This is a genomic window from Psychrobacter sp. PL15 (genome assembly GCF_035984995.1).
Lineage (GTDB): Bacteria > Pseudomonadota > Gammaproteobacteria > Pseudomonadales > Moraxellaceae > Psychrobacter.
The window spans coordinates 36,654-59,630 of record NZ_JAXCIB010000006.1 but is presented as its reverse complement, the minus strand read 5'-3'; the positions used below and the strand labels follow the sequence as shown (position 1 = coordinate 59,630).

18 protein-coding genes are annotated in these 22,977 nt (G+C 45.5%); 2 read left to right on the top strand and 16 right to left on the bottom strand.

Features of this window, described 5'->3' with window-relative positions; all coding sequences use genetic code 11:
• Positions 1 to 102: 102 nt before the first annotated feature.
• Entirely contained in the window at positions 103 to 702 is a 600-nt protein-coding gene (ybeY, locus tag RCH20_RS06845; protein ID WP_327193043.1) for an rRNA maturation RNase YbeY, read from the top strand.
• 123 nt (positions 703 to 825) lie between these two features.
• Here ybeY and RCH20_RS06840 read toward each other — a convergent pair whose 3' ends face one another.
• Both RCH20_RS06840 and tnpB read right to left on the bottom strand, forming a co-directional pair.
• Positions 826 to 1,701 (bottom strand): mechanosensitive ion channel family protein, encoded by an 876-nt coding sequence (locus tag RCH20_RS06840; protein WP_327193042.1) that lies wholly within the window; start codon positions 1,699 to 1,701, stop codon positions 826 to 828.
• 700 nt (positions 1,702 to 2,401) lie between these two features.
• The gene (gene tnpB, locus RCH20_RS06835) at positions 2,402 to 3,556 is read right to left on the bottom strand and encodes an IS200/IS605 family element RNA-guided endonuclease TnpB (RefSeq protein ID WP_327193041.1); all 1,155 of its coding nucleotides are present in this window, start codon (positions 3,554 to 3,556) and stop codon (positions 2,402 to 2,404) included.
• 172 nt (positions 3,557 to 3,728) lie between these two features.
• On the opposite strand from tnpB, the gene RCH20_RS06830 reads away from it, so the two are divergent.
• On the top strand, positions 3,729 to 4,508 hold the full coding sequence (locus RCH20_RS06830) for a hypothetical protein (protein WP_327193040.1): 780 nt from the start codon (positions 3,729 to 3,731) through the stop codon (positions 4,506 to 4,508).
• Between the two features lie 307 nt (positions 4,509 to 4,815).
• Here RCH20_RS06830 and RCH20_RS06825 read toward each other — a convergent pair whose 3' ends face one another.
• The 14 genes from RCH20_RS06825 to ndhC form a co-directional block, all read right to left on the bottom strand.
• A complete protein-coding gene (locus tag RCH20_RS06825) occupies positions 4,816 to 5,685 on the bottom strand; it encodes a ferredoxin--NADP reductase (protein ID WP_327193039.1) in 870 nt (289 codons plus the stop codon).
• Between the two features lie 93 nt (positions 5,686 to 5,778).
• Positions 5,779 to 7,257: an NADH-quinone oxidoreductase subunit N gene (locus RCH20_RS06820; RefSeq protein WP_209958406.1), complete on the bottom strand. Its 1,479-nt coding sequence runs from the start codon at positions 7,255 to 7,257 to the stop codon at positions 5,779 to 5,781.
• A 3-nt stretch (positions 7,258 to 7,260) separates the two neighbouring features.
• Positions 7,261 to 8,889, bottom strand: coding sequence for an NADH-quinone oxidoreductase subunit M (gene nuoM, locus RCH20_RS06815; protein WP_327193038.1), 1,629 nt, complete (start codon positions 8,887 to 8,889; stop codon positions 7,261 to 7,263).
• Between the two features lies 1 nt (position 8,890).
• Positions 8,891 to 10,765, bottom strand: coding sequence for an NADH-quinone oxidoreductase subunit L (gene nuoL, locus RCH20_RS06810; protein WP_327193037.1), 1,875 nt, complete (start codon positions 10,763 to 10,765; stop codon positions 8,891 to 8,893).
• Positions 10,766 to 10,769: 4 nt separating this feature from the next.
• Positions 10,770 to 11,078, bottom strand: coding sequence for an NADH-quinone oxidoreductase subunit NuoK (gene nuoK / locus RCH20_RS06805; RefSeq protein WP_209959220.1), 309 nt, complete (start codon positions 11,076 to 11,078; stop codon positions 10,770 to 10,772).
• A 98-nt stretch (positions 11,079 to 11,176) separates the two neighbouring features.
• Positions 11,177 to 11,911, bottom strand: coding sequence for an NADH-quinone oxidoreductase subunit J (nuoJ, locus tag RCH20_RS06800; protein ID WP_327193036.1), 735 nt, complete (start codon positions 11,909 to 11,911; stop codon positions 11,177 to 11,179).
• The gene (gene nuoI / locus RCH20_RS06795; protein WP_327193035.1) at positions 11,908 to 12,456 is read right to left on the bottom strand and encodes an NADH-quinone oxidoreductase subunit NuoI; all 549 of its coding nucleotides are present in this window, start codon (positions 12,454 to 12,456) and stop codon (positions 11,908 to 11,910) included. The genes nuoJ and nuoI overlap by 4 nt, the downstream gene beginning before the upstream one ends.
• 44 nt (positions 12,457 to 12,500) lie before the next feature.
• Positions 12,501 to 13,493 carry an NADH-quinone oxidoreductase subunit NuoH gene (gene nuoH / locus RCH20_RS06790; protein WP_209959221.1) on the bottom strand — a complete coding sequence of 331 codons (993 nt, stop codon included), beginning with the start codon at positions 13,491 to 13,493 and terminating at the stop codon, positions 12,501 to 12,503.
• Between the two features lie 52 nt (positions 13,494 to 13,545).
• On the bottom strand, positions 13,546 to 16,695 hold the full coding sequence (nuoG, locus tag RCH20_RS06785; protein ID WP_327193034.1) for an NADH-quinone oxidoreductase subunit NuoG: 3,150 nt from the start codon (positions 16,693 to 16,695) through the stop codon (positions 13,546 to 13,548).
• Positions 16,696 to 16,705: 10 nt separating this feature from the next.
• A complete protein-coding gene (nuoF, locus tag RCH20_RS06780) occupies positions 16,706 to 18,130 on the bottom strand; it encodes an NADH-quinone oxidoreductase subunit NuoF (RefSeq protein ID WP_209958420.1) in 1,425 nt (474 codons plus the stop codon).
• Positions 18,127 to 18,636, bottom strand: coding sequence for an NADH-quinone oxidoreductase subunit NuoE (gene nuoE, locus RCH20_RS06775; protein ID WP_209958423.1), 510 nt, complete (start codon positions 18,634 to 18,636; stop codon positions 18,127 to 18,129). Before nuoE ends, nuoF begins: the two co-directional genes overlap by 4 nt.
• Before the next feature lie 241 nt (positions 18,637 to 18,877).
• Complete coding sequence (gene nuoC, locus RCH20_RS06770) at positions 18,878 to 20,653, bottom strand: NADH-quinone oxidoreductase subunit C/D (protein WP_209958424.1); 1,776 nt, start codon at positions 20,651 to 20,653, stop codon at positions 18,878 to 18,880.
• 145 nt (positions 20,654 to 20,798) lie between these two features.
• Positions 20,799 to 21,467 carry a NuoB/complex I 20 kDa subunit family protein gene (locus RCH20_RS06765; RefSeq protein ID WP_209958425.1) on the bottom strand — a complete coding sequence of 223 codons (669 nt, stop codon included), beginning with the start codon at positions 21,465 to 21,467 and terminating at the stop codon, positions 20,799 to 20,801.
• A 172-nt stretch (positions 21,468 to 21,639) separates the two neighbouring features.
• Complete coding sequence (gene ndhC, locus RCH20_RS06760; RefSeq protein ID WP_327193033.1) at positions 21,640 to 22,269, bottom strand: NADH-quinone oxidoreductase subunit A; 630 nt, start codon at positions 22,267 to 22,269, stop codon at positions 21,640 to 21,642.
• Positions 22,270 to 22,977 lie beyond the last annotated feature (708 nt).

Genomic DNA, 22,977 nt, shown 5'->3' with positions numbered 1-22,977 from the left:
CATAGTCCCGCACCCGTACTATCAACGAGCTAATATTAAGTCGCAAAAGCCGCATCAGATATGCGGCTTTTTTATGATTGACAACAATAAGAGGAAAAAAAAATGAAGCAAGCCAATGACGAAAGTGACCCTATGAGCAATGATGACCAAAACGCTACTGAACTAACGATCAGCGGTGCGGATAGCATTGATGCCGAGCTACTCAATACATTTTATACCGAGGATATTTTGCTACCAGTCGTATTAGCGACTTTAGATTATATGAATCAGCGGCTTAAGACTGGTCTTGAGCTGCCTTACTTTGTGGATATAGATGAGGCGTTGTGGCAACAAAAACCTAAAGCCTTGGATATTTATATCACTGATAGTAATGAGGGGCGAGCACTAAACTTAGAAGCGCTTGGTAAAGATTATCCAACCAATATCTTGTCTTATCCAAGCGATCTGCCTACCGCCGTGTTTGAGCTGATGCCAACCATACCATTGGGTGAACTGATTATATGTCATGAAGTGATGGTGCGGGAAGCTGCTGAGCAAGACAAGACTGTGGCACAGCATATTAGCCATTTATTAATCCATGGCGTGTTGCACTTATTCGGCTTTGATCATATGACTGGGCAAGCTGAGCAGGATGAAATGGAAAACTTTGAGATTGATATTTTGGCGCGCTTAGCACTGCCTAACCCTTATCTCGAAAATTAATAGCAGCATTAAGAACAGTACAGTTGAGACAATTCAAAAAAGAGACAGTGCGGCTGGTACTGCTTACCATCACTGTCCTCGTTAGCTTGAGTTTGTGGATGAGGGTTCAAGTAATAGATGGCATTAATCTTTATCTGGCAACGGCTTTTGCGCCTGATTCATATTATTGACCATCTGATCCAAGCCTTTAACATGCACACTGCGCTGCGGGAATGGGATATCGATTTTGTTGTCATCAAGCGCGTATTTAAGCTGCTCGAGTAAATCGCACTGCATGTCCCACCAGTCCGCATTAGTGGTCCAAACATTCAAAGTCAAATCAACCGAATTATCACCCAAGTTAGTGACTCGCACGATAGGCGCAGGATCACTAAAAGCAACCGGATTGCTGGCGGCCAAATCTAGCATAATATTTTTGGCGGTTTTGATATCCGCATCATAACCAATACCTATGGTGATATCCACGCGGCGATTGGGTAGCGAGCTATAGTTGGTAGTGGCTGAAGTAGTGATATCGCTGTTTGGGAAAATAATATCGTGGTTGTTGGTCGTGGTTATATGAGTATTGACCAAGGTAATCTCAGTCACGGTACCCGTGAAGCCGTTGACTTGGATAAAATCACCACGCACAAAGGGCCGAAAGGTCACAATCATAATGCCAGCAGCGAAGTTTGACAGCTGATCTTTTAACGACAGACCAACCGCGATAGCCACACCACCCAAGATAGCCACGACTGAGGTGGTTTGTACGCCTATTTTACTGAGCGCCGCTAGCACCACGATCACCAATAAAATGCCGTATAACAACCGGCTCAAAAAGCTGGCGACTGTATCATCTAAACGACTACGTAACATGATGCGATTGGCGATAGTAATGGCTTTTTTAGCCAGCCAACGTCCAACCAACAGTATTACTAACGCCAAGACCACTTTAAGTAGTAATGTTAAGGCACTGTCTGTCAGTGCCGCAACATCAAGCGTAAACCCTAAAAACTCCATACCTACTCTTCTTTATTAAATATAGTTAAAATACCTTAAAAATGCTACGGTACTGCTGGTATAAGCTTTTTGCAGCCTCTGTCTGCGTAGGCACAGCAAGCAAAAAAAACGTATGCCAGCAGTAGGTTATGTATCGATATTACTGTTCATTGACTATAGTTTTATTTTTTATAAACTTTAAGTTTTATAACCTTTAAAGCGACGATTACACTTAGTATCAAGTACTCATAGTATCAAGTACTTATAGTATCAAGTACTCATAGTGTCAAGTACTCATAGTGTCAAGTACTCATAGTGTCAAATACGCACTTTAACGCTGTTTCTCAAACGCAGTCTTTAGCGCAGTTGTTGACGTTTTTCGCATATTCAAACTTAAATACACCCAGCTCAAACAACGACTCGGGCAGTTTAGCATTATTCGTTACCTTCTTTAGGTTATTTGCTACAATGTGGTGCCTTCAGTTTTGCACCATGCTATTTTGCTATATACTATTTTTAAGATCTATTTTACTAGCTGTGTTCTTATTTAGCGCCCTATTCGCAACGGGCTGGACCTAAATATCCGTAGTTAAGCAACCGTATTTGAAGAATCGTATTCAAACAATCATACATGAACTACCGACCACCTATAGAGGTGGCGGTTTCTTAGGTAATACCCATACTTGATACGATATTCTGTATCAGAGGTTAGGCAAATTCACTAAGCTAACCCTGTCGCACCGACAGTTTTGAGTGTTACCAGTCTTAATCCCTCGTTTAAGATATTAAGGCTGGCATTGATATCTCGATTATTTTTTTGCAAGCAGCTCGGGCAATCCCATGATCTTACCGATAGTGGCAGCTCAGCTTTAGTCAGTAAGTGACCGCACCCTGAGCAGGTTTTAGAGGACGGATACCACCTATCTATTTTGACAAGCTCTTTGCCATACCAGTCTGCTTTATACGCAAGCATGGTGGTAAAAGTAGACCATGAGCTGTCCAATATGGCTTTGGCAAGTTTGTGGTTTTTAACCATGCCCTTGACGTTTAAATCCTCAATTGCAATAACATCGTGGTTTTTAATGAGATTGAACGAGAGTTTATGTAGGAAGTCTTGGCGTGCATTGGTTATTTTTTCATAAATTTTAGCGACTTTTGTTTTCTGCTTTTGATAGTTGCTGCTCTCAGACAGCTTGCGCTGCTGAGTTTTAGCAACCAATCTGCGTTTGGCCAATATTTTTTGTTCTCGCGCCAGTTTATTTTGCAATTTTGATAGAAATTTAGGATTAGCAACTTTTGACCCGTCTGATAGGACGATGAAGTCTATTAATCCTAAATCAATACCGATATTTGATTGGGTTTTAGGTAGATCGACGGCTACCGTTTCAACCAAAATACTGACAAAGTATTTACCAGTCGCGGTCTTGGTAATGGTGGCGCTTTTAACCAGCCCTGTGATTTTTCTCTCAATGGTCGCTTTGATATGACCGATTTTTGGCAACTTAATACGGTTCAAGCCAACCGCAATCGTGCCTTTTTGATTGTTGGTGGTATAACTGTCTTTTTTACCTTTGTGTTTGAAGTTTGGGAAGCCGAAAGTAGGTGATTTGAAGAAGCTTTGGAAGGCTCTTTGCAGGTTGATTTGCACATTGGCCAATGCCAAGCTATCCACTTCTTTCAACCATTCAAACTCTTTTTTATACTGAGCGGGTGTGTTTTTTAAGCTTTCTTTATGACAGTCATAATGTTTTATTTTATCAGCAAGCATTCTATTCCATATAAAACGAGCGCAGCCGAATGACTTAGCAAAGAATATTTGTTGATCCTCTGTCGGGTACAGTCTGATTTTATGGGCTTTAAGGATTTGTTTGCTCATATAGAAGTTGTTTGTCATTGGCGGTATAATTATTAATTAATATAACATATACACCAAATAGTAACCCAAAAATACGCATTCATCCCACTACTTTAGAAGTAGGGGAATTCTGCGCCGAGGTGTTAAACAACCCTAATTAGCCCTACCAAAATCAGTCATAAGGATAATAAGTTTGAGCAAATTTGATGACCTTGATCATACTAATAATTTTGATCACTTCTCTGACAATCTCGGTTACCGTTTTGAAGAGTCCTTTAGTGATGGTTGGGACAGCCTAACCCAAACCATCAAAAACCTCTATAACAAAACTACCGACAAGCTTGATGACGAGATTCGCTTGCCAGTCGCACAAAATTACGTCAATGATGCGTTACAAAAGTTCGTTACTGACAATGTTAAAGCGATCTTAGAGCTGCGTGTTGAGCTGCATGATGACTGGTTTCGCTTGTATTGTACGGTCAATGCTGTGGGTATTTATGTGGAAGTAGCCAGTAATTTTTATCTCGTGCATGCCCAGCTTGACCGTAATGTACAGCGCTTGGTCTTTCAACAACAGACCAATACCGACGTGCTTAACTTGCGCTGTGAGTCCCTTGCCAAGCGCCAAGGTGTTAAGCTGGCCATCTGGTTTTATCACAGCGTACTCAAAAAAGACCCTTTAGGGGTTATTTTGTCCTATATCAATATTGCGCGTGCCAAAGATGACATCATTTATCTAGATATTCATCGCTGGCTCAAAAAGAATAAAAAAATTATGAGCACCTTACATAAGGTGCAAGTCAATTATGGCGAGGTCGAAGAAGAGCAGCTGGTGTTAAAGGCGCAAATTAATTACCGTGATTTATTAAGCGGTAGTAGCGGCGAAGACATCATCGGCGATGACGATGAACCCGAACTCATGCACGGCCCTATTAATCCTTTAGGGGACGCGACCAAACCGAGCCAGGTCTAATCAAACCAGATATTAGCATTGCAGCTGTAGTCGATCCCATTTAAAAGGACACCATGCGGCTGGTATAAATTTTTTGCAGCCTCTGTCTGCGTAGGTACAGCAAGCAAGAAAAACGTATGCCAGCAGTAGGTTATGTATCGATATTACGTTTCATTGACTGTAGCTCTTACCCAAACCAAAACGCCGCGACCTTAGTATTAATAAGGCCGCGGCTTTTTTGTGTTAATCTAGATTAATGTTGATCAATCTACCAATCAATCTACCAATCAATCTACCAATCAATCTACCAATGATTCTACCAATGATTCTACCAATAATTTTCTACTGCGATATTACCTTCACCGCGGCGATTCATCACTAATCCTAGGGTTTTAAGCGCTTCTTTAGTGTCCTCCACCATCTCCGGATTACCGCATAACATCACGTGCGTGCTATCAACATCCAATGCAATGCCAGCTTGCTGTTGTAGCGTGCCATCTAATAATAGCTTGGGTAGACGCTCGGTTAGCGCCCCTTCGACATGCTCGCGAGTGACGATCGGAATAAAGATCAAGCGGGCTGGATTGTCGACTAGTGAGCCAAAGTCATCTTGCAATTGCTTAATCTTATCGACGTATGCGAGCTCTTCGGATGTGCGAGCGCTGTAAGCCAGTATGATGTGCTCATAATCCTGCCAGGTCTGCATATCCTGTAGCATCGACAAGAAGGGTGCCAGCCCAGTTCCAGTGGCCAATAACCATAAGTCTTTGGGATATGGCTTTTGGTAACGCGCTAAGGTTAAAAACCCGAATGGCAGGGTGTTGAGTAACAGCTCATCGCCCACTTCGAGATATTGCAGCTGCGAAGTAAAGGCACCATCAGGAATAACAATAGAGAAGAATTCTAATATTTCATCGAATGGCGATGACACAATAGAATAGCCGCGAAAAATATCTTCGTTCGGCGCGGCATCAGACGCCAGTACTGTGGTTGAGTCAGCGCTCGATTCTGAATCTTGTTGCGAGTCTTTACCTAGTTGTTGATAGTAGTGCAGATCACTAGGGTTGAGTCCCAAACGCACAAACTGCCCCGCCGTAAACTTAAAGCTATCCGGACGGGTGACCGTAAAACTAAAGAGACTGGGCGTCCAGGTGGTTTTACTAAGGACTTTAACGGTTTGGATATTGTCTTCGCTCATAAAGATTATTCACTTATAGTCATTATTATGTATTTAATCGTCAGGCTGTATGTATTGCTGGCTACTGTTTATCATAACATCCTCACGCTTAGCCTACCAAATACGCGCCATGCTTGACCATACAATGAGGCTGTTTGGTAATACGCCAAAGAACACAATCATCGCGGTCACAGCAATCACCATAATACCGCCCATCCGAATACCCCACTGCCCGGCAGCGTCAAACTCAATAAACTCTTTTGGACGCTTAAATAGCGTTAACATCACACGCAGATAGTAGAACAAGCCGATTGAACTGCCTAAGATAATCATCGCGGCTAAGAACCACTGGGTCCCCTGTACCGCAGACAAGATAGCGAATAGCTTGGTAATAAAGCCTGCGGTTAATGGAATACCTGCTAACGACAGCATCATAATAGTCATTACTGCCGTCAATACCGGACGTCGCCAAAATAACCCTTGATAATGGATCAATTCACTGGCATCGCTAGACAAACGATAAGGACTCGACATCAGGGTCACGACCCCAAAGGCACCAATAGAGGTAAAGGCATAAACCGCCATATACATGCTAGAAATACTATCAGCAGCCGAGCCAATACTGACAATAACGATCAGTACATAACCCATATGGGCAATAGAAGAATAACCCAGTAGGCGTTTGAGATTGGTCTGACGCACAGCCAATAGGTTACCGATGAGAATTGATAAAGTCGCCATGACCATGATCAGCATCTGTACCGATGGCAAGGCCAATAAGGAGGTATCAATTAAGAAACGCACGGCCAGTGCCATCATCGCCACTTTCGTGACTGATGCCAGATAAGTCGCAATAGGAGCTGGCGCGCCTTCATACACATCTGGGGTCCAAGCATGAAAAGGCGCTGCCGATAGCTTAAAGGCAATACCAAACATCATCATCGCCGACCCTAGTATCAATAGTGGCGACTCAAAGAAATCACCCAACATGAAACTAATAGCCTTAAAGCTTAACGAGCCCACTTCCGCATAAATAAACGCCATACCCATTAATAAGGTAGCGGACGCTGTCCCTGATAGGACCAAATATTTAAGCCCTGATTCAAGCGATTTATTACGTAAAAAGGTATAAGACAGCAGACCGTATAAAGGTACTGACAATAGCTCTAGACTCATAAAGAATGAGGTCATATGCTGAGCACAGACCATGAGCAGTGCGCCGGTAGTCGATAACAACATCAGCAAATACAGCTCATCTTTATTGTCTTTTAGCTTGGCTAAATAGGCGTATGACAAGGTACAACACGCCAGCGCACAGATCAGAATCACCACCATATTGAACTGGGCAAAATTATCAACCACGAACAGCTGCTCAGCGACTGGCGTTACCGATCCATTACTGAGTATCCCGGTTATTTGTCCGAGCAAGGTAAACAGGGCGATGTTCAACCCTACCACTGTCAGTGTGCCAGTAACCACATGCGAGCGTTTGATGGTAATAGCAATCATCACCACCAATGAGGTAATCACCACTACCATGATTGGCGCGTAAGGCAGCAGCCCCATCAAATCATTCATCGTAAATTCATTCATGACTTAACGTGCCTCCATTGCATCAAGTAACTGCGACGCATCTACTTGTGTCACCTGACTGTAAATATATGCATTATTAATCCACTGCATGGCGTGACTTGAGGTATCAAGGAACGGCTGTGGATACAGTCCGAGCCATACCAAGCCCACTGCTAACATCAGTAGTAATGACAACTCACGTTTACCCAAATCCTTTAATGGACGTTCAGGCAAACCATTTGACTTGGTTTCATGCATGGCCAATTCTTTAGTATTATTAGCACCAAATAGCGCGCGATGGATTAGGATCAACGAGTATAAACCCGCCAATACTAGGCTAAAGGTGGCGAACACCACAAACACCGGATATTGCGCAAAGGCACCTAGCAAAATCATAAACTCGCCAATGAAGTTACCAGTACCTGGAATACCGAGTAGCGCGGCACAGAAGAACATCAGTATCGGTGCATAGTAGCGAAACTGACCCCACATACCGCCCATCAGGGTCAAATCGCGGGTATGTAGACGCTCATATAACTGACCGGCCATGATAAATAGCGCCGCTGAGCTTAAGCCATGCGCCAGCATTTGAATCATTAGACCTTGCAAGCTTAATAAAGTACCAGCATAAATCGCCAATACCACAAAGCCCATGTGCGAAATACTGGTATAAGCCAGCAAACGCTTCATATCGGTCTGCATAAAGGCCAGCCACGCGCCATAGAAGATACCAATGGTACCCAAGGTCATGGCAATCGGTGCAAACTCTTGTGACGCGACTGGGAACAGTGGCAACACGAAACGAAGCAAACCATAAGCGGCGGTCTTAATCAGTACCCCAGCCAAATCCACCGAGCCCGCAGTTGGCGCTTGCGCATGCGCATCAGGTAACCAACCGTGAAAGGGAATAATAGGTAACTTGACCGCAAAGCCAATAAAGAAGCACAACATGATCGGATATTCCCAGCTGCCAAGTGGCGTACCGAGTAAATCATTATAATTGAAACTAACTACCCCGCTTAAGGAATAGCTAATAATGACCAATACCAAAACACCGACCAGCATGATAAGCCCGGACGCTTGGGTATAGATAAAGAACTTAGTTGCTGCATATTCTTTGGTCTTACCGCCAACAACGTCATGACCCCAAATCGCGATCAAGAAGTAGATTGGAACCAGCATCATCTCCCAAAAGAAGAAGAACAAGAACAAATCAATGGCTAAAAATACCCCAATGACCCCGCCTAAGCTCCACAGTAGGTTCAGGTGGAAGAAGCCGACGCGACGCTGAATCTCGTTCCACGAACAGGCCACCGCGGCCACACCTAGTAATCCAGTCAAGGCCACCATCATTAGCGACAAACCGTCCATCGCTAAATGGAAGCTAATACCAAAGCTCGGTATCCATGGCACACTAAATTCAGCGACCCATGGCACCGCAACATCAGGCACAATCACTTGCTTACTCATACCGCCAAAATCGCCGTACTGCCAGAGCACTAACGACAATACAAAAGTCAGCATCATGCCGATTAAAGCAATCCAGCGCGGCAGACGTCTATTAAAGCGCTCAACCAGCCAGCATAACAAGCCGGCAATAAAGGGTATGGCAATTAATGCTGGCAGCATCCACGTTTGTTGTAAATCTATCATCTTATACCACCGTCATCATTACCAGCACCAACAGCACAGCCATACCCAAGCCAAAGCTTGCGGCATAGCCTCGAAGTGACCCAGTTTGGGTCGCGGACAACATTTTATTGCCCACTGACGCCAGCTTTGGTAACACCAGCCAGGTCTTATCAACAGGGTCGGCTTTGAATAAGCGCCCAATGAATAAAAAAGGTTTTACGAAAATTAAATCATATAGCGCATCAAAGCCCATACCGTTATAACACCAATAATATAATGCCCCGCCAATACGTGACTGTTTGAAACTCGCTAGCAAGCGGCCTTTATTCACCACATATAAGAATGCAGCAATAATCAAACCGGCAGCCATCGCACCCATGGCGATGTATTCCGCGGTATGTTTGCCCTGTGCCTGATTGGCCACTTCTAATAAGTGTCCAACACTCTCTGGCAATACCCCTTGCAATGGTGGCGTAATCAGCGCACCAACCGCAGTCGATAGTACTAACAATACGCTCAGTGGCAGCCAATATGACATGCCAGATAACTTGTGCGCGGGGGTTTTTTCTACACCAAAAAAGATGATCCAAATCATACGGAAAGTATATAACGCGGTCAAGAAGGCACCGAATACGCCCATATAGAATAGGACTTGATGACCGGTAGCATAGGTTTCCCAAAGGATGGCTTCTTTAGAATAAAAACCAACGGTCACCCAGGGTATGGCAGCAAGCGCGCCGCCACCAACGACATAACACCAGAATACTAAGGGTATCTTCTTACGCAAACCACCCATTTTAAAGATATTTTGCTCATGGTGAACGGCCAGGATCACCGCACCTGACGATAAAAATAGCAAGGCTTTAAAGAAGGCATGGGTCATCAGATGGAAGATAGCGCCCTGCCATGCCCCAACACCTAACGCTAAGAACATGTAGCCAATTTGACTCATGGTCGAGTACGCAAGAATGCGTTTGATGTCCGTTTGTGCCAACGCACAAAAGCCAGCCACTACCAAGGTTAACGCACCGACCCCACCAACCCAGTATAATAAAATACCTGGGGTCAGCATGAATAATGGATGCATACGGGCGATTAAATAAACCCCTGCTGTTACCATAGTTGCCGCGTGAATCAGGGCTGATACCGGCGTTGGACCGGCCATGGCATCGGCCAGCCAGGTGTGTAACGGTAATTGTGCCGACTTACCCATCGCGCCACCAACCAACATCATGGTGACCAAAATCATAGTGGGGTTATTAACATCGAATATTTCAGGGGCGCGGGTAATAATCTCTTGAATATTAAGCGTGCCAAATTCACGGAATAATAAAAATAGCCCGAAAGCTAAAAATACATCACCAATACGGGTGACAGTAAAGGCTTTTATGGCTGCGCGACCATTGGCACGGTCTTGGTAATAAAAACCAATCAGCAAGTACGAACAAATACCAACGCCTTCCCAGCCAAGATATAACAATAATAAATTATCGCCCAATACCAGTAAAATCATACTGGCAACGAACAAGTTCATATAGCTAAAGAAGCGGGCAAAACCAGTATCGCCTTTCATATACCAGGCGGCAAATAAGTGAATCAAAAAGCCAACGCCGGTAATCACACCCATCATGGTCAGTGCTAAACCGTCAAAGCTTAAGCCAAAGCTTGGCGCAAAATCGCCTACTTGAAACCAAGTCCATAGCGGTATCTCTAATACCGTACCCGCCGGATAGGTCGTTAAAAAAGTAAAACTAGCCACTAGCGTACAGAGTGCTGATAGCAACATGCTACCGACACCAACAAACGCGGCTAGTTGTTCAGTTAACCGATCGCGCATAAAGGCTAGGATTAAAAAGCCAATGAGCGGGAATATAAAGGTTAATGGTAATAAACTCATGACATCATCCTTTCATCTCATTGGCGCTATCGACATCGAGATGCCCACGCTTATGATAAAACTGTAGTAATATCGCCAGACCAATTGCTGCTTCAGCCGCGGCTAGGGTTAGAATGAAGATAAACATAACCTGGCCATCTGGATCGAGCCAACGACTGCCTGCCACCACAAATGCTAGCGCTGCGGCATTCATCATAATTTCCAGACTCATCAGCATAAATAGAAAATTACGCCGTACCATGACCCCGCACAGACCAATAGCAAATAAAATACCTGCCAATATCAGTCCGTGACTCATGGGTATCAGGCCCAGTACATTTTGCGCCTCAGCAACTGGCTGTACCAAGCCTGCTACCTCGTGGGCGAACGGCACGTTTGACAGCTCTTGTGCCACGCTCACTGCTTGTACCATCAGTCTGACTCCTTGCGCGTGTCTTTCTGCCTGCCCACCTGCATACCTACGTAGTCATGGGGATCGACCTCTTTATACTCATAGGTTTCAGGGGTTTCAGTCATAGCATCGGCACGTGTATCGATATCTTGGTTATTATTATTAGTCAAATAGTCTTTAAAGTCATCGCCACGTCGGTCAATATTCTGGCTGTCATCAGCAAGAATTTCATCAGTAATTGATTCTTTGCCCAAATGATAAGCGGCTACTAACGCTGCCAATAACAATAGGGCCGCGACTTCGACCAGCACAATATATTTACTAAATAGCGCGACACCCACTGCTTTAGCAGGAATACTAATGCCGCCAATAACGGCGGCTTCATTAGGGTTTAAGCCAATCATCGCATACAGCACAACCGCGATAATTATGGTCAATCCAGTCGGTACCGCCCAAGTTTTGGCATCGAGCCAGCTCTCTTCTCGTGCCTCGTTGGCCATACCTAAATTGAGCATCATGATCACAAACACGAACAGTACTAAAATCGCCCCCGCGTACACCACAACTTCCAACGCGCCTGCAAATGGCGCCCCCAATATAAACAGTATGCCAGCAACCGCCAATAACGACACAATCATCGCTAAGATGGCATGTACCGCATTCGGATGAATAATGACCCGCAAACTGGCAAAGATGGCCACCGCTGCTAGGGCATAAAACCCTACTAGATCAGGGTGACTGAAAAAATCCATCATGGCAGCAAGCTCCTTGTATCAATAGGTGCCGATTCATTTTGTGCCGCCCCTTTTGGTTTATCTGCCAGCGCCATACCAGACACGCGATAATAATTATAATCAGGATATTTACCCGGTCCTGAGATCAGTAAATGCTCTTTTTCGTAGACTAAGTCTTGACGCACATATTCGCCCATCTCAAAATCAGGGGTCATCTGAATAGCGGTCGTTGGACAAGCTTCTTCGCACAGTCCACAAAAAATGCAGCGTGAGAAGTTAATCCGAAAAAACTCTGGATACCAGCGCCCATCTTCACGCTCAGCTTTTTGCAAAGAGATGCAGCCAACTGGGCAGGCCACCGCACATAAGTTACAAGCAACGCAGCGCTCATCACCATCAGGATCGCGAGACAATATAATACGCCCACGAAAGCGTGGCGGTACCGGTACCGGCACTTCAGGATACAAGATAGTATCGCGCGGCCTTATTGCATGGCTATTGACCATCCACATGCTGCGAACAATGGTAAACATACCAATGACAATCTTTTTTATCGTAGTAAACATGGGATTATTATCCTTATCAGCATCACTCTAGATCATCCGCAAAGTTACAGCGTGGGAGAAAAAATCAAAATGACCGCAGCGGTAACCAGCAAATTAATCAAGGTCACCGGTAGGCAGACTCTCCAGCCAAAATTCATCACCTGATCATAGCGCGGACGCATGAGTGAACCTCGAGCCAAAACAAACAGGGTCATAAAGAACAGGGTCTTAATCATGAACCAAAAGGCAGGGGGCACAAACGGAATATCTAAGTTAAACGGTGCCAACCAGCCACCAAAGAACAAGCAAGTCATCAAGGCTGAAATCAAGACCACGTTGACGTATTCGCCAATAAAGAACATGCCGAACTTCATGCCAGAGTATTCAACATGATAGCCTTCGGCCAACTCTTGCTCCGCTTCTGGCTGATCAAAGGGATGTCTGTGGGTGACCGCCACCCCTGCTACCACAAAGGTTAAAAACCCAAAAAACTGCGGGATAATATACCAGCCATCCGCTTGCGCCTCGACAATCGCCCGTAAGTTAAATGATCCCGTTAACGCTACCACACCCATCAATGACAGGCCTAAGAACACCTCGTAACTGATGGTTTGCGCAGCAGAACGCAGTCCGCCGAGTAACGAGAATTTGTTCGCCGACGCCCAGCCACCGAACATCACGGCATAAACGGCGATACCGGCCATAGCAAAGAAAAATAAAATACCGATATCCCAATCTGCCACACCTAGGGTTGGCGATATTGGAATAATGGCAAAGGACGCCAGCGCGGTAAACATGGCGACCGCAGGTGCTAGAACAAAAATAAACTTATCAGTGAATTTTGGTGTCCAATCTTCTTTAAAGAAGATTTTGAGCATATCAGCGACCAATTGTAGAGAGCCAAACGGCCCTACACGGTTAGGACCATGCCGATCTTGCCAAAGCGCGAGCATGCGGCGCTCATAGATAATCATCATGGCCGCTACCACCACTACCACCAAAAAGATGACAATCGATTGTACGACCATAAATAAAATTGACCAGCTGTCAACCGTCATGCTGCTGGCCAAAAAGCTGGGTACATCAGGAATAATACGGGTGACTTGCATATTACATTTCCTGAGTAGTAGTCGGTGCTGTTGTTGCATGTGGTGCTACATGCGTGGCACGGTCAGCATTAAAATCAGAATCAGCGGTTGGCGCCGTATCGTTGGCCATATTACCAGTCATGGTAACGAAAGCCACCGGCGCATCAACCTTACGTACTGAAGCTGGCATGGAAGGATGGATGATACTCACCTGTCCAACTGGATAACCAATACAGCCTTCTGCTAGATATTGTACCAGCTGCACGGGTAAAGTGATTTGCTGCTTATCGACTTCGATAGCCAAGTAATCACCAGCACCAATGTCCCAATCTTTAGCATCATCAATACCAATATGCCAAGTGGCAGTCAGTAATTGCTCAGCGACGATTGGGCTACGTGAGGCCATCATCGAGCTGCCATAAATATTGTGGATAGGCACTAGCTTGGCGTACCCTTGCTGTATATCAGTGGTCGCTTGCGAGCTAGATTCTGGCGCAATATATTGACGCAGCGCTAGGCGCTCTAGCTGATCAAATAAGCGGATTCCAGGATCGCCATTCTTTAGACTACCACCCACCTTGTCTTGGTACTTATTCCAAGCTTGGGGCGAGTTCCAGCCAGCCGAATGGGCAAACGGAATCATCGAGCTTGGCGTTTGCTCACCGCTATAGCCTTCCATCGAAAAGGTTAAACCAGTATCTAAATCTTTCGGCTGCATCGGCTCATGTACTGATATTTGCGCGCGCATCGCGGTACGACCGGAATAACGACGCGGTTCGCGGGCTATTTTTAGACCAGTAATCCGGTAGTCAGCATCAGGAGCAGCGCCTTTAATACCCGCAAGCTTAGGATGAGACGCTATTAAAGCGTTAATCACATCATCGAGTTGGGTCCAGTCGACCGATTTGCCCATTAAGCTACTATGAACCGCGTGCAACCAACGCCAGCCTTCTTTAATACTGCTCAGCGGGTGGTAATAGTTGTTGTCATACACTTGGAAAAAGCGCTGAGCACGGCCTTCCGCGGACACCAAAGTTCCGTCTGCTTCGGCAAAGCTGGCCGCTGGTAGTACAATATCGACATCTTTATGCCAGTCTAATAGCTGATGATCGAGCGCAATCACGGTTTTATCGACTATTAGCTGCGTGAGCTTCTGCGCATCAATGGCATCGGTGAGCTGGTTTTCAGCAACCACCACCACATCAAAGTCAGTCGCTAGTAGCTCTTCTACTGACCGCCCACCCAGCAAACAGACACCCATGCTATTGGCATCAGGAACGATTAAATAAATACTTGCTTGGGCGCAATAATTACTATTTCCTTCTCTAGGCTCAAGCTTGGTTGCCGGCTCACGCTCGACATCGTCTTGCACCTCTTTATTGGTGCCGATTTCTGGCTTGGCTGGTTTAGCGACCAGCTCTTGATCATCAGTAGGCTGCGCCGTTTGCGCTTGTGCTTCAGCAGCACGAACAGTCGCATCACGAACAGTCGCATTGTGAGCTTCAATATGTTTGAGCTCAGTCGCCTTAATGGCGGCACGTTTTTGGCTCAGTACTTGAGTGATCTGCGCCGCAGCTTCTATCAAAGCGGTAGAAGATAAGCTGGTACCTGATATCACTAATGGCCGGTCGGCTTGTACCAAGTCATAAGCAATTTGCTGTGCCAGCGCTTGCATCGGATCAGACTCTGACTGCGCTTGATCAGTCGGTGCTAATGATGAATCGGACGCTTGCTGGTCTACTATTTGCGACAGGTCATCGGCCAATAGTTTAATCTCATCAGCCACTTTAAAGCCCAGCTTAGTGATGTCTTCAGGGGTTGCCACCACGCTGAATTTACTGATGTCATCAAGCTTGGTTTGGGTCACGTCAATAACATAGACCGGGCTCAGGGCGCCTTGAGCGATACGCTGTACTGGCTCAGCCAACCATGCTTGCGTTTTCGCAGCAGCGGCCATTTTGAGCCCTTCGTTTTTCGCTGCTTGGCGTATTGATAAAGCCACCCGTGCTGAGGTTTGAGTAATGTCTTCACCCAAAATCAACACGGCATCATGGCTTTCGATATCCGTCATGCCTGGGTTATAGATACCTTCCGTGCTCAACACTTCGATACATTTGTTAACCAGTGCTTGCTGTTGATGACTGAGACCGGTGGAGAAGTTATCAAAGCCAACTAGATTCTTTAAAGCAAAGTTAGTCTCAAGGCTGGCGCGTGGAGAACCAATCCCGATGACTTTTTTATCTTTAAGACGTTTGATAGTTTCATCAAGGGCATAGTCGATATTGATTTTGACATGTTTATTATTAATAAGCTCAAGCGCTTGATTGGGACGATCTTCACGGTTGACATAACCATAACCAAAGCGACCACGGTCACATAAGAAGTAACGGTTCACTTCACCGTTATAACGGTTTTCGATCCGGCGTAACTCGCCATAACGCTCACCGGCTGAGATATTACAGCCTGCAGAACAGCCATGACAGATGCTGGGGGCATACTGCATATCCCATTTACGGTTATAACGCTCAGAGTGGGTTTTATCAGTAAAAACACCGGTTGGGCACACTTCCGTTAAGTTACCAGAAAACTCACTTTCGAACTGACCATCTTTATCGCGACCAAAATAAACTCGATTATTGGCACCGTAGACACCTAAATCCTCGCCACCGGCGTAGTCTTTATAAAAACGGACACAACGATAGCAAGCGATACAGCGGTTCATTTCATGACCGATAAAGGGTCCCAGCTCTTGGTTGTGATGGGTACGCTTGGTGAAGCGATAGCGACGACGGCTATGACCTGACATATAAGTCATGTCTTGCAAATGACAATGTCCGCCCTCTTCACAAGTTGGGCAGTCGTGTGGATGGTTGGTCATTAATAACTCGACCATCGACTTACGGAACTCTTTGGCTTCGTCATCAGTCACTGAGATATACATATCATCAGTGGGCGCCACCATACATGACATGACTAATCTGCCACGACCTGCTTCCAAATCTTCTTTGTCTTTGTATTGCTTGACTGCGCACTGACGGCACGAGCCTACCGAGCCTAGCGCGGGATGATAACAAAAATAAGGCACATCAATGCCGAGTGACAAACAAGCCTGTAGCAAGTTATCGCTGCTATCTACTTCGACAGTGGTTCCATCAATATGTATGACTGCCATGCCGCTCTCCTTATTTCATTACTGGCTGTTGACTGGCTGCAGCCTCAATGATATCTACACCAACCGCCTGCGCAATTTTTTGATCAAACTCAGGACGGAAATATTTAATCGCACTCATGAGTGGTTCCATGGCACCAGGGGCGTGCGCACAGAAAGTTTTGCCGATCCATAAGTCACGGGTTAGCCCTTCTAGCTTCTCCACATCGCCTATTTGCCCATCGCCATCATTAATAGCGGTGAGCAGTTTGACCCCCCACGGCAAGCCATCGCGGCATGGGGTACAAAAACCACAGGACTCACGTTGGAAGAAAATCTCAAGATTGCGTAGTAATGGCACCATATCTTGCTGTTCATCAACCACCATAATCAGCCCCGTACCCATACGGCTACCGGCTTTTTGGATGGAGTCAAAATCGACTACCGTATCTAGATGATCCGCAGTCAAAAAGTCAGTTGACGCGCCGCCTGGTAACCAAGCTTTGAGCTTACGGCCTGCTTGCATACCACCAGCGAAATCTTCAATGATTTCGCGCGCGGTATAACCAAAAGGCAATTCCCATAAACCGGGATCATTAACCAATCCTGAGCAACCAAATAGCTTGGTGCCTGGGGTTTCGACCACGCCCTTGGCTTTTGGCAAGTCTTGATACCATTTGCTGCCATGAAAAATAATGGCTGGCACGTTATGTAGGGTTTCGACGTTGTTAACTACAGTTGGTCGTCCCCATGCGCCAGCGACTTGTGGAAATGGTGGCTTGGTACGTGGATTGGCCCGGCGACCTTCTAGAGAATTGAGTAGCGCGGTTTCTTCGCCGCAGATATAGCGACCCGCACCAGTATGCACATGTAAATCAAAACTAAAATCTGAACCTAAGATGTTATCACCAACGATATTATTGGCTTTTAACTCTTCGATAGCGACAGTCAAACGCTCAGCAGCAAGGATATATTCACCACGGATAAAAATGTAACCCGCGGTTGCCCCAATAGCATAGGCAGAGATCAACATGCCCTCGATAAGCTGTAGTGGCAAGCGCTCCATTAGCAAGCGATCTTTAAAAGTACCTGGCTCCATTTCGTCCGCGTTACAGACTAGGTAGCGTGGCCCACCATCAGGTGGTGCCATTAATGACCACTTGATACCTGCTGGAAAACCGGCGCCACCGCGTCCTTTGATCACCGCTTCTTTGATGGTCTTTAACGTGGCATCTGGCGATTGGTTTAAAGCCATTTTAAGCGCTGCAAAACCTTGTAAGGATTCGTAGGTAGCCAGATCCAACACCGCGTCATGATGCGCCAAACGCCAGGTTAATGGCTTGGTTTCGCTAGTAGCAGTCGCTTTATCGCCATATACTGCGATGCGCTGCTCATTGAGTTGGCTCGGTGCTTTGCCTTGGCTGCGAAGGGCAATTTGCTCTGAAACAGTTAATCTCATGCGTATAGCTCCAATAACTGGGCAACTTCATCAGGCTGGACGGGACCATAGGTGTCTTCATCAATCAGTACCGCAGGGCCTTTATCACAGTTGCCTAAACAACAAATCGGTAATAAGGTAAAACGACCGTCAGTGGTGGTTTGACCATATTCAATACCTAACTGAGATCTCAACTCGGCTGACAACGCTTCGTAACCGGTTAGATAGCAGGAAACCGAGTCACAAATTAAGATCACATGACGACCAACCGGCTGACGATAAATACGGTTAAAGAAGGTCGCTACCCCGTCCATATCGGACATCGGAATATCTAAAATATTGGCAATAGCATTAACTTGCGCGTCATCAACCCAGCCATTACGCTTTTGTACAATTTTCAGCGAATCTAGCGAAGCAGCACGCGCATGCGGATAATGACGCACCACCTCATTGATGGTTGCAATTTCTTCAGCAGTTAAAATACTTGCCACATCTACTTTTGGCATTTTATCGGAAACAATTCTCATATCTTGTCTTTATCCTCACTCATCACGCCGTGTCAGGTTGCGACTGTCGCCACATTGAAATGCTACAGCGTTTTGGTGTGCCTATTGGCGATAACCTATTGATTAAATTCTTTATGATAGCTACAACGATCCGTTACAACTGCCACAATTAACTCGTAAGTACTAGGTTTTAAACACTAGCTTTTAAACACTGGGTTTTAGACACTAGCTTTCAAGTATTGTGTCTTCAACTTAGTCGCCATTAACGGTCACAGTCGGCCATGACAATATCAATCGAGGCTAAATACATAATAGCGTCAGATACTAATGAGCCATTAATGACCGACGGCATCTGCTGTAAATGTGCGAATGTCGGTGTGCGAATCCGCGTACGATAGCTCATAGTGGCGTGATCCGAGGTAATGTAATAGCTATTAAGACCTTTAGTAGCCTCAACCATGGTTGAGCATTCACCAGCCGGCATCACAGGGCCCCAAGATACTGAAAGAAAGTGGTTAATCAAGGTCTCAATATCATTTAGGGTACGGTCTTTCGGTGGCGGTACTGCTAATGGGTGATCGGCTTTGTAAGGACCTTGGGGCATATTATCCATACACTGTTTGATAATACGCATGGACTGGCGGATCTCTTCAATTTTAATCATACAGCGATCGTAAGCGTCGCCGTTATAGCCAATCGGTACTTCAAAGTCGAAGTTTTCATAGCCCATATATGGACGCGCTTTACGCAGGTCAAAATCAACACCTGTTGCACGCAGACCCACACCCGTCACACCCCAAGCCAATGCTTGTTTGGCATCATATTGAGCAACGCCTTGAGTACGACCTTTAAGTACGCTGTTCATCATCGCCGCTTTGACATACTCATCCAGACGCTTTGGCATCCAATCCAAGAACTCACGTACCAAACGCTGCCAGCCACGTGGTAAATCGGCAGCAGTACCGCCAATACGGAACCATGCGGGATGCATACGATAGCCAGTTACCGCTTCGATCACGTCATACGCCTTTTGGCGATCGGTGAATGCATAGAATACGGGGGTCATACCACCAGCATCTTGAATAAAGGTACCGACGAATAGTAGGTTGTTGGTAATCCGAAAGAACTCGCTCATCATCACGCGAATGGTTTCAGCGCGAGCCGGAATAGTGATGCCCGCCAACTTTTCAACCGACATGATATAAGGCAGCTCATTCATTACCCCGCCCAGATAATCAATCCGATCGGTATAGGGAATATAAGAATGCCAAGTTTGGCGTTCGGCCATTTTTTCTGCGCCGCGATGGTGGTAGCCGATATCAGGAATACAGTCGATGACTTCTTCGCCATCTAGCTGTAATACCAACCTAAAGGCACCATGAGCGGAGGGATGGTTGGGACCAATGTTCAAGAACATAAAGTCTTCATCACGCCCTGAGCGCTTCATGCCCCACTCTTCAGGAACGAAGCGCAAGTTTTCTTGCTCGTATTGCTGTTTGGCAGTATTAAGGAAATACGGGGTGAATTCAGTCGCACGCGCATGATATTCTTTACGCAGTGGATGACCTTCCCAGTATTTAGGTAATAAAATGCGGGTTAAATGCGGATGACCAGTAACCACAATTCCGAACATATCCCATACTTCACGCTCATACCAGTTGGCATTGGGCCAAATCTTGGTAGCGCTTGGCACGTTTAAGTCCTCTTCACTGAGCGCCACCTTGATACGCACATCACTATTGCGCTCAAGTGACATCAAGTGGTAAAACACGGTAAAGTCGCTGGCTGGTAGCCCTTTACGATGTTGACGCAAGCGCTCATCCATCGCCGATAAGTCATATAGCATAACGTAAGGCTTGGGCAGCTTTCTTAGGAATAAAAGAACGTCTAGCAGGTCAGCGCGTGCCACCCAAACAGTCGGAATCTCATCGACAGTCTGCTGGACGACGAACTTGCCGGCATACTTAAGCTCCAGCTCTTTGATGACTGCTGGGACAGGTTTGATCTTAGGATCTGTATTTTCGACTACCGTGACCATGAATGACGCCTTCCTTCATTAATCATAACTAATTAATCATCACTAGACTGTTTGTAACCAGATTTTATGAGCAGATTGTGATGAGCACATCAACTATTAAGGTATGCTCTAACAGGTTATCCACTGTTAGGCTGACCCTAATATATTAAACACTGTCCGGGCTGCGCAGGTTTTTTACCGCGATACGATCCGCTTGTTTGCGATCACGCTCAGGGGTCATTTGTGGCTGATAGACCCCTTTGTCATCGACATGAATACCTAGCGGACGACGCTCTTTAGTGATGGACTCTTGCAATAACATCAGCCCTTGAATCAAGGCTTCTGGACGCGGCGGGCAGCCAGGTACATAGACATCGACTGGAATAATTTTATCCACGCCCTGTACCACCGAATAAATATCGTACATACCGCCAGAGTTGGCACAGGCACCCATAGAAATAACCCATTTGGGCTCGAGCATTTGCTCATAAAGCCGCTGAATAACGGGTGCCATTTTGATAAAGCAAGTACCCGCTACAATCATCACATCCGCCTGACGCGGAGAGGCGCGAATAACTTCTGCCCCAAAACGCGACAAATCATGAACCGCGGTTAAGGTAGTGGCATATTCCACATAGCAGCAAGACGTACCAAAGTTAAAGGGCCACAATGAGTTCTTACGTCCCCAGTTGGCAGTTGAGTGCACTACATCTTCTAGACGACCCATAAAGACGTTTTTGTTGACCTCGTCTTCAAGGGGATCATTGACAGTTTGACGGGTCTGCGCAGGATAAGTCTCTGCATCAGGGTTGGCTTTTGTTAAGGTATATTTCATAACAGTTAACCTTTAAATGAAGCGCAGTATGGCAGTGCTATTAATAACTGCCGATTATCCTGCGAATATTTGGTTTGTTCGTAACTTTATTCATGGCCTTGTTCGTAACTTGATTTGTTCGTAGCTTCAATGGCGACTGGATTTGTAGTACAGTCGCTTAATACTATGATTGTTAACGGTTGGACTCAACATTGGTGTTTTGCGCAGACGCCGCAAAATCCACAGAGGTAATGTTACCTGTGGTATTAATATGATCAATGGTCTGTAAGTGGCGACGATTGGCTTCAATGTTGTTAGAGACGTTAATTTGTCCTGAGGATTGCGCTGGGATCTTGCCGGTGGGATCTACCATCAGCTCATCGACCCCATCAAACTTAGTAATATCCGCTAAGTTAAAGCCAGCAGGCGTCGCATAAAGTCGTGCTTTTTTACCAAGCTTGTCAACAGGTGCCCAATTCAAGGCCCCTAAGCCTAGCTCATATATCAGGCCGATAATTAGGACGCCGATAAACACTGCCGCCGCTGCGAACCCAAGCCAGCCGACTTCACGGACTGAAACCGCATAGGCATACAGATATAAAGCTTCTAAATCGAAAATGACAAAGAAAATGGCAACCAGATAGAATTTAGCGGACAAACGAATACGGGCGTTGCCGGATCCGACCACACCTGCTTCAAACACTTCTTCTTTTTGTAAGCCGTGAGAACGTCCACCCAGCAAGCGCGGGACGACCAGCATAAACACAACTAGGCCGATAGCGGCTAGAATAAAAGCAACTGCTGACCAATTAAAGGCAGACATGATAATACGTGCTCCTCACCCAATCGAGTATCATAAGCACCTTAGACTCCAATCACTTACCAGGTCACATTAATGCAGGTCACATTAATGCAAGTCTGATCAATAGCAACGTGATGGTATAACAGTCTATCTGATACGAACAAAAACACAATTAATTATACTGGTAATGGCCAATTATCGAGCTTATTGCTGACAGTGCGAAACGGTCGCAACCGTAAAACTATCTATACATTGAGCGTTACTGATATTGACTGCAATCTGCTAATGATAAATAGTAGCAATTACAGAACAATAGTTTTTGAATAAATGAGCGTATTGAAAAACTATTAACATCAAATACGAAATCCAGCTTGAATAAAAGCTGGTCGTCGAACGCATACTCTACCAACGCTAGATAAACTTATTAAATCAATATTATAGTGACTGCTTCAACAGCGACTGATTTAATAACTTATTAACACCTGGTCAACAATGGCGTGACAACTGGCATAAACTGTTCACTTACTATACGCATATTAGGCTTTGAAAGCCAGTTTTTAACTGTATGGAGCGGTCACTTTATATGCTACAAAATATGTATCTCGAGCAGAAAACCATGCTACGGCCTATGTTATATTTTACTTTGTAAGGCATAAAAACCAGCATAGTGACTTGATATAAGCAATAAATTAGCGGATATTGTAAACCTATTAATTCCAATTGCAACCG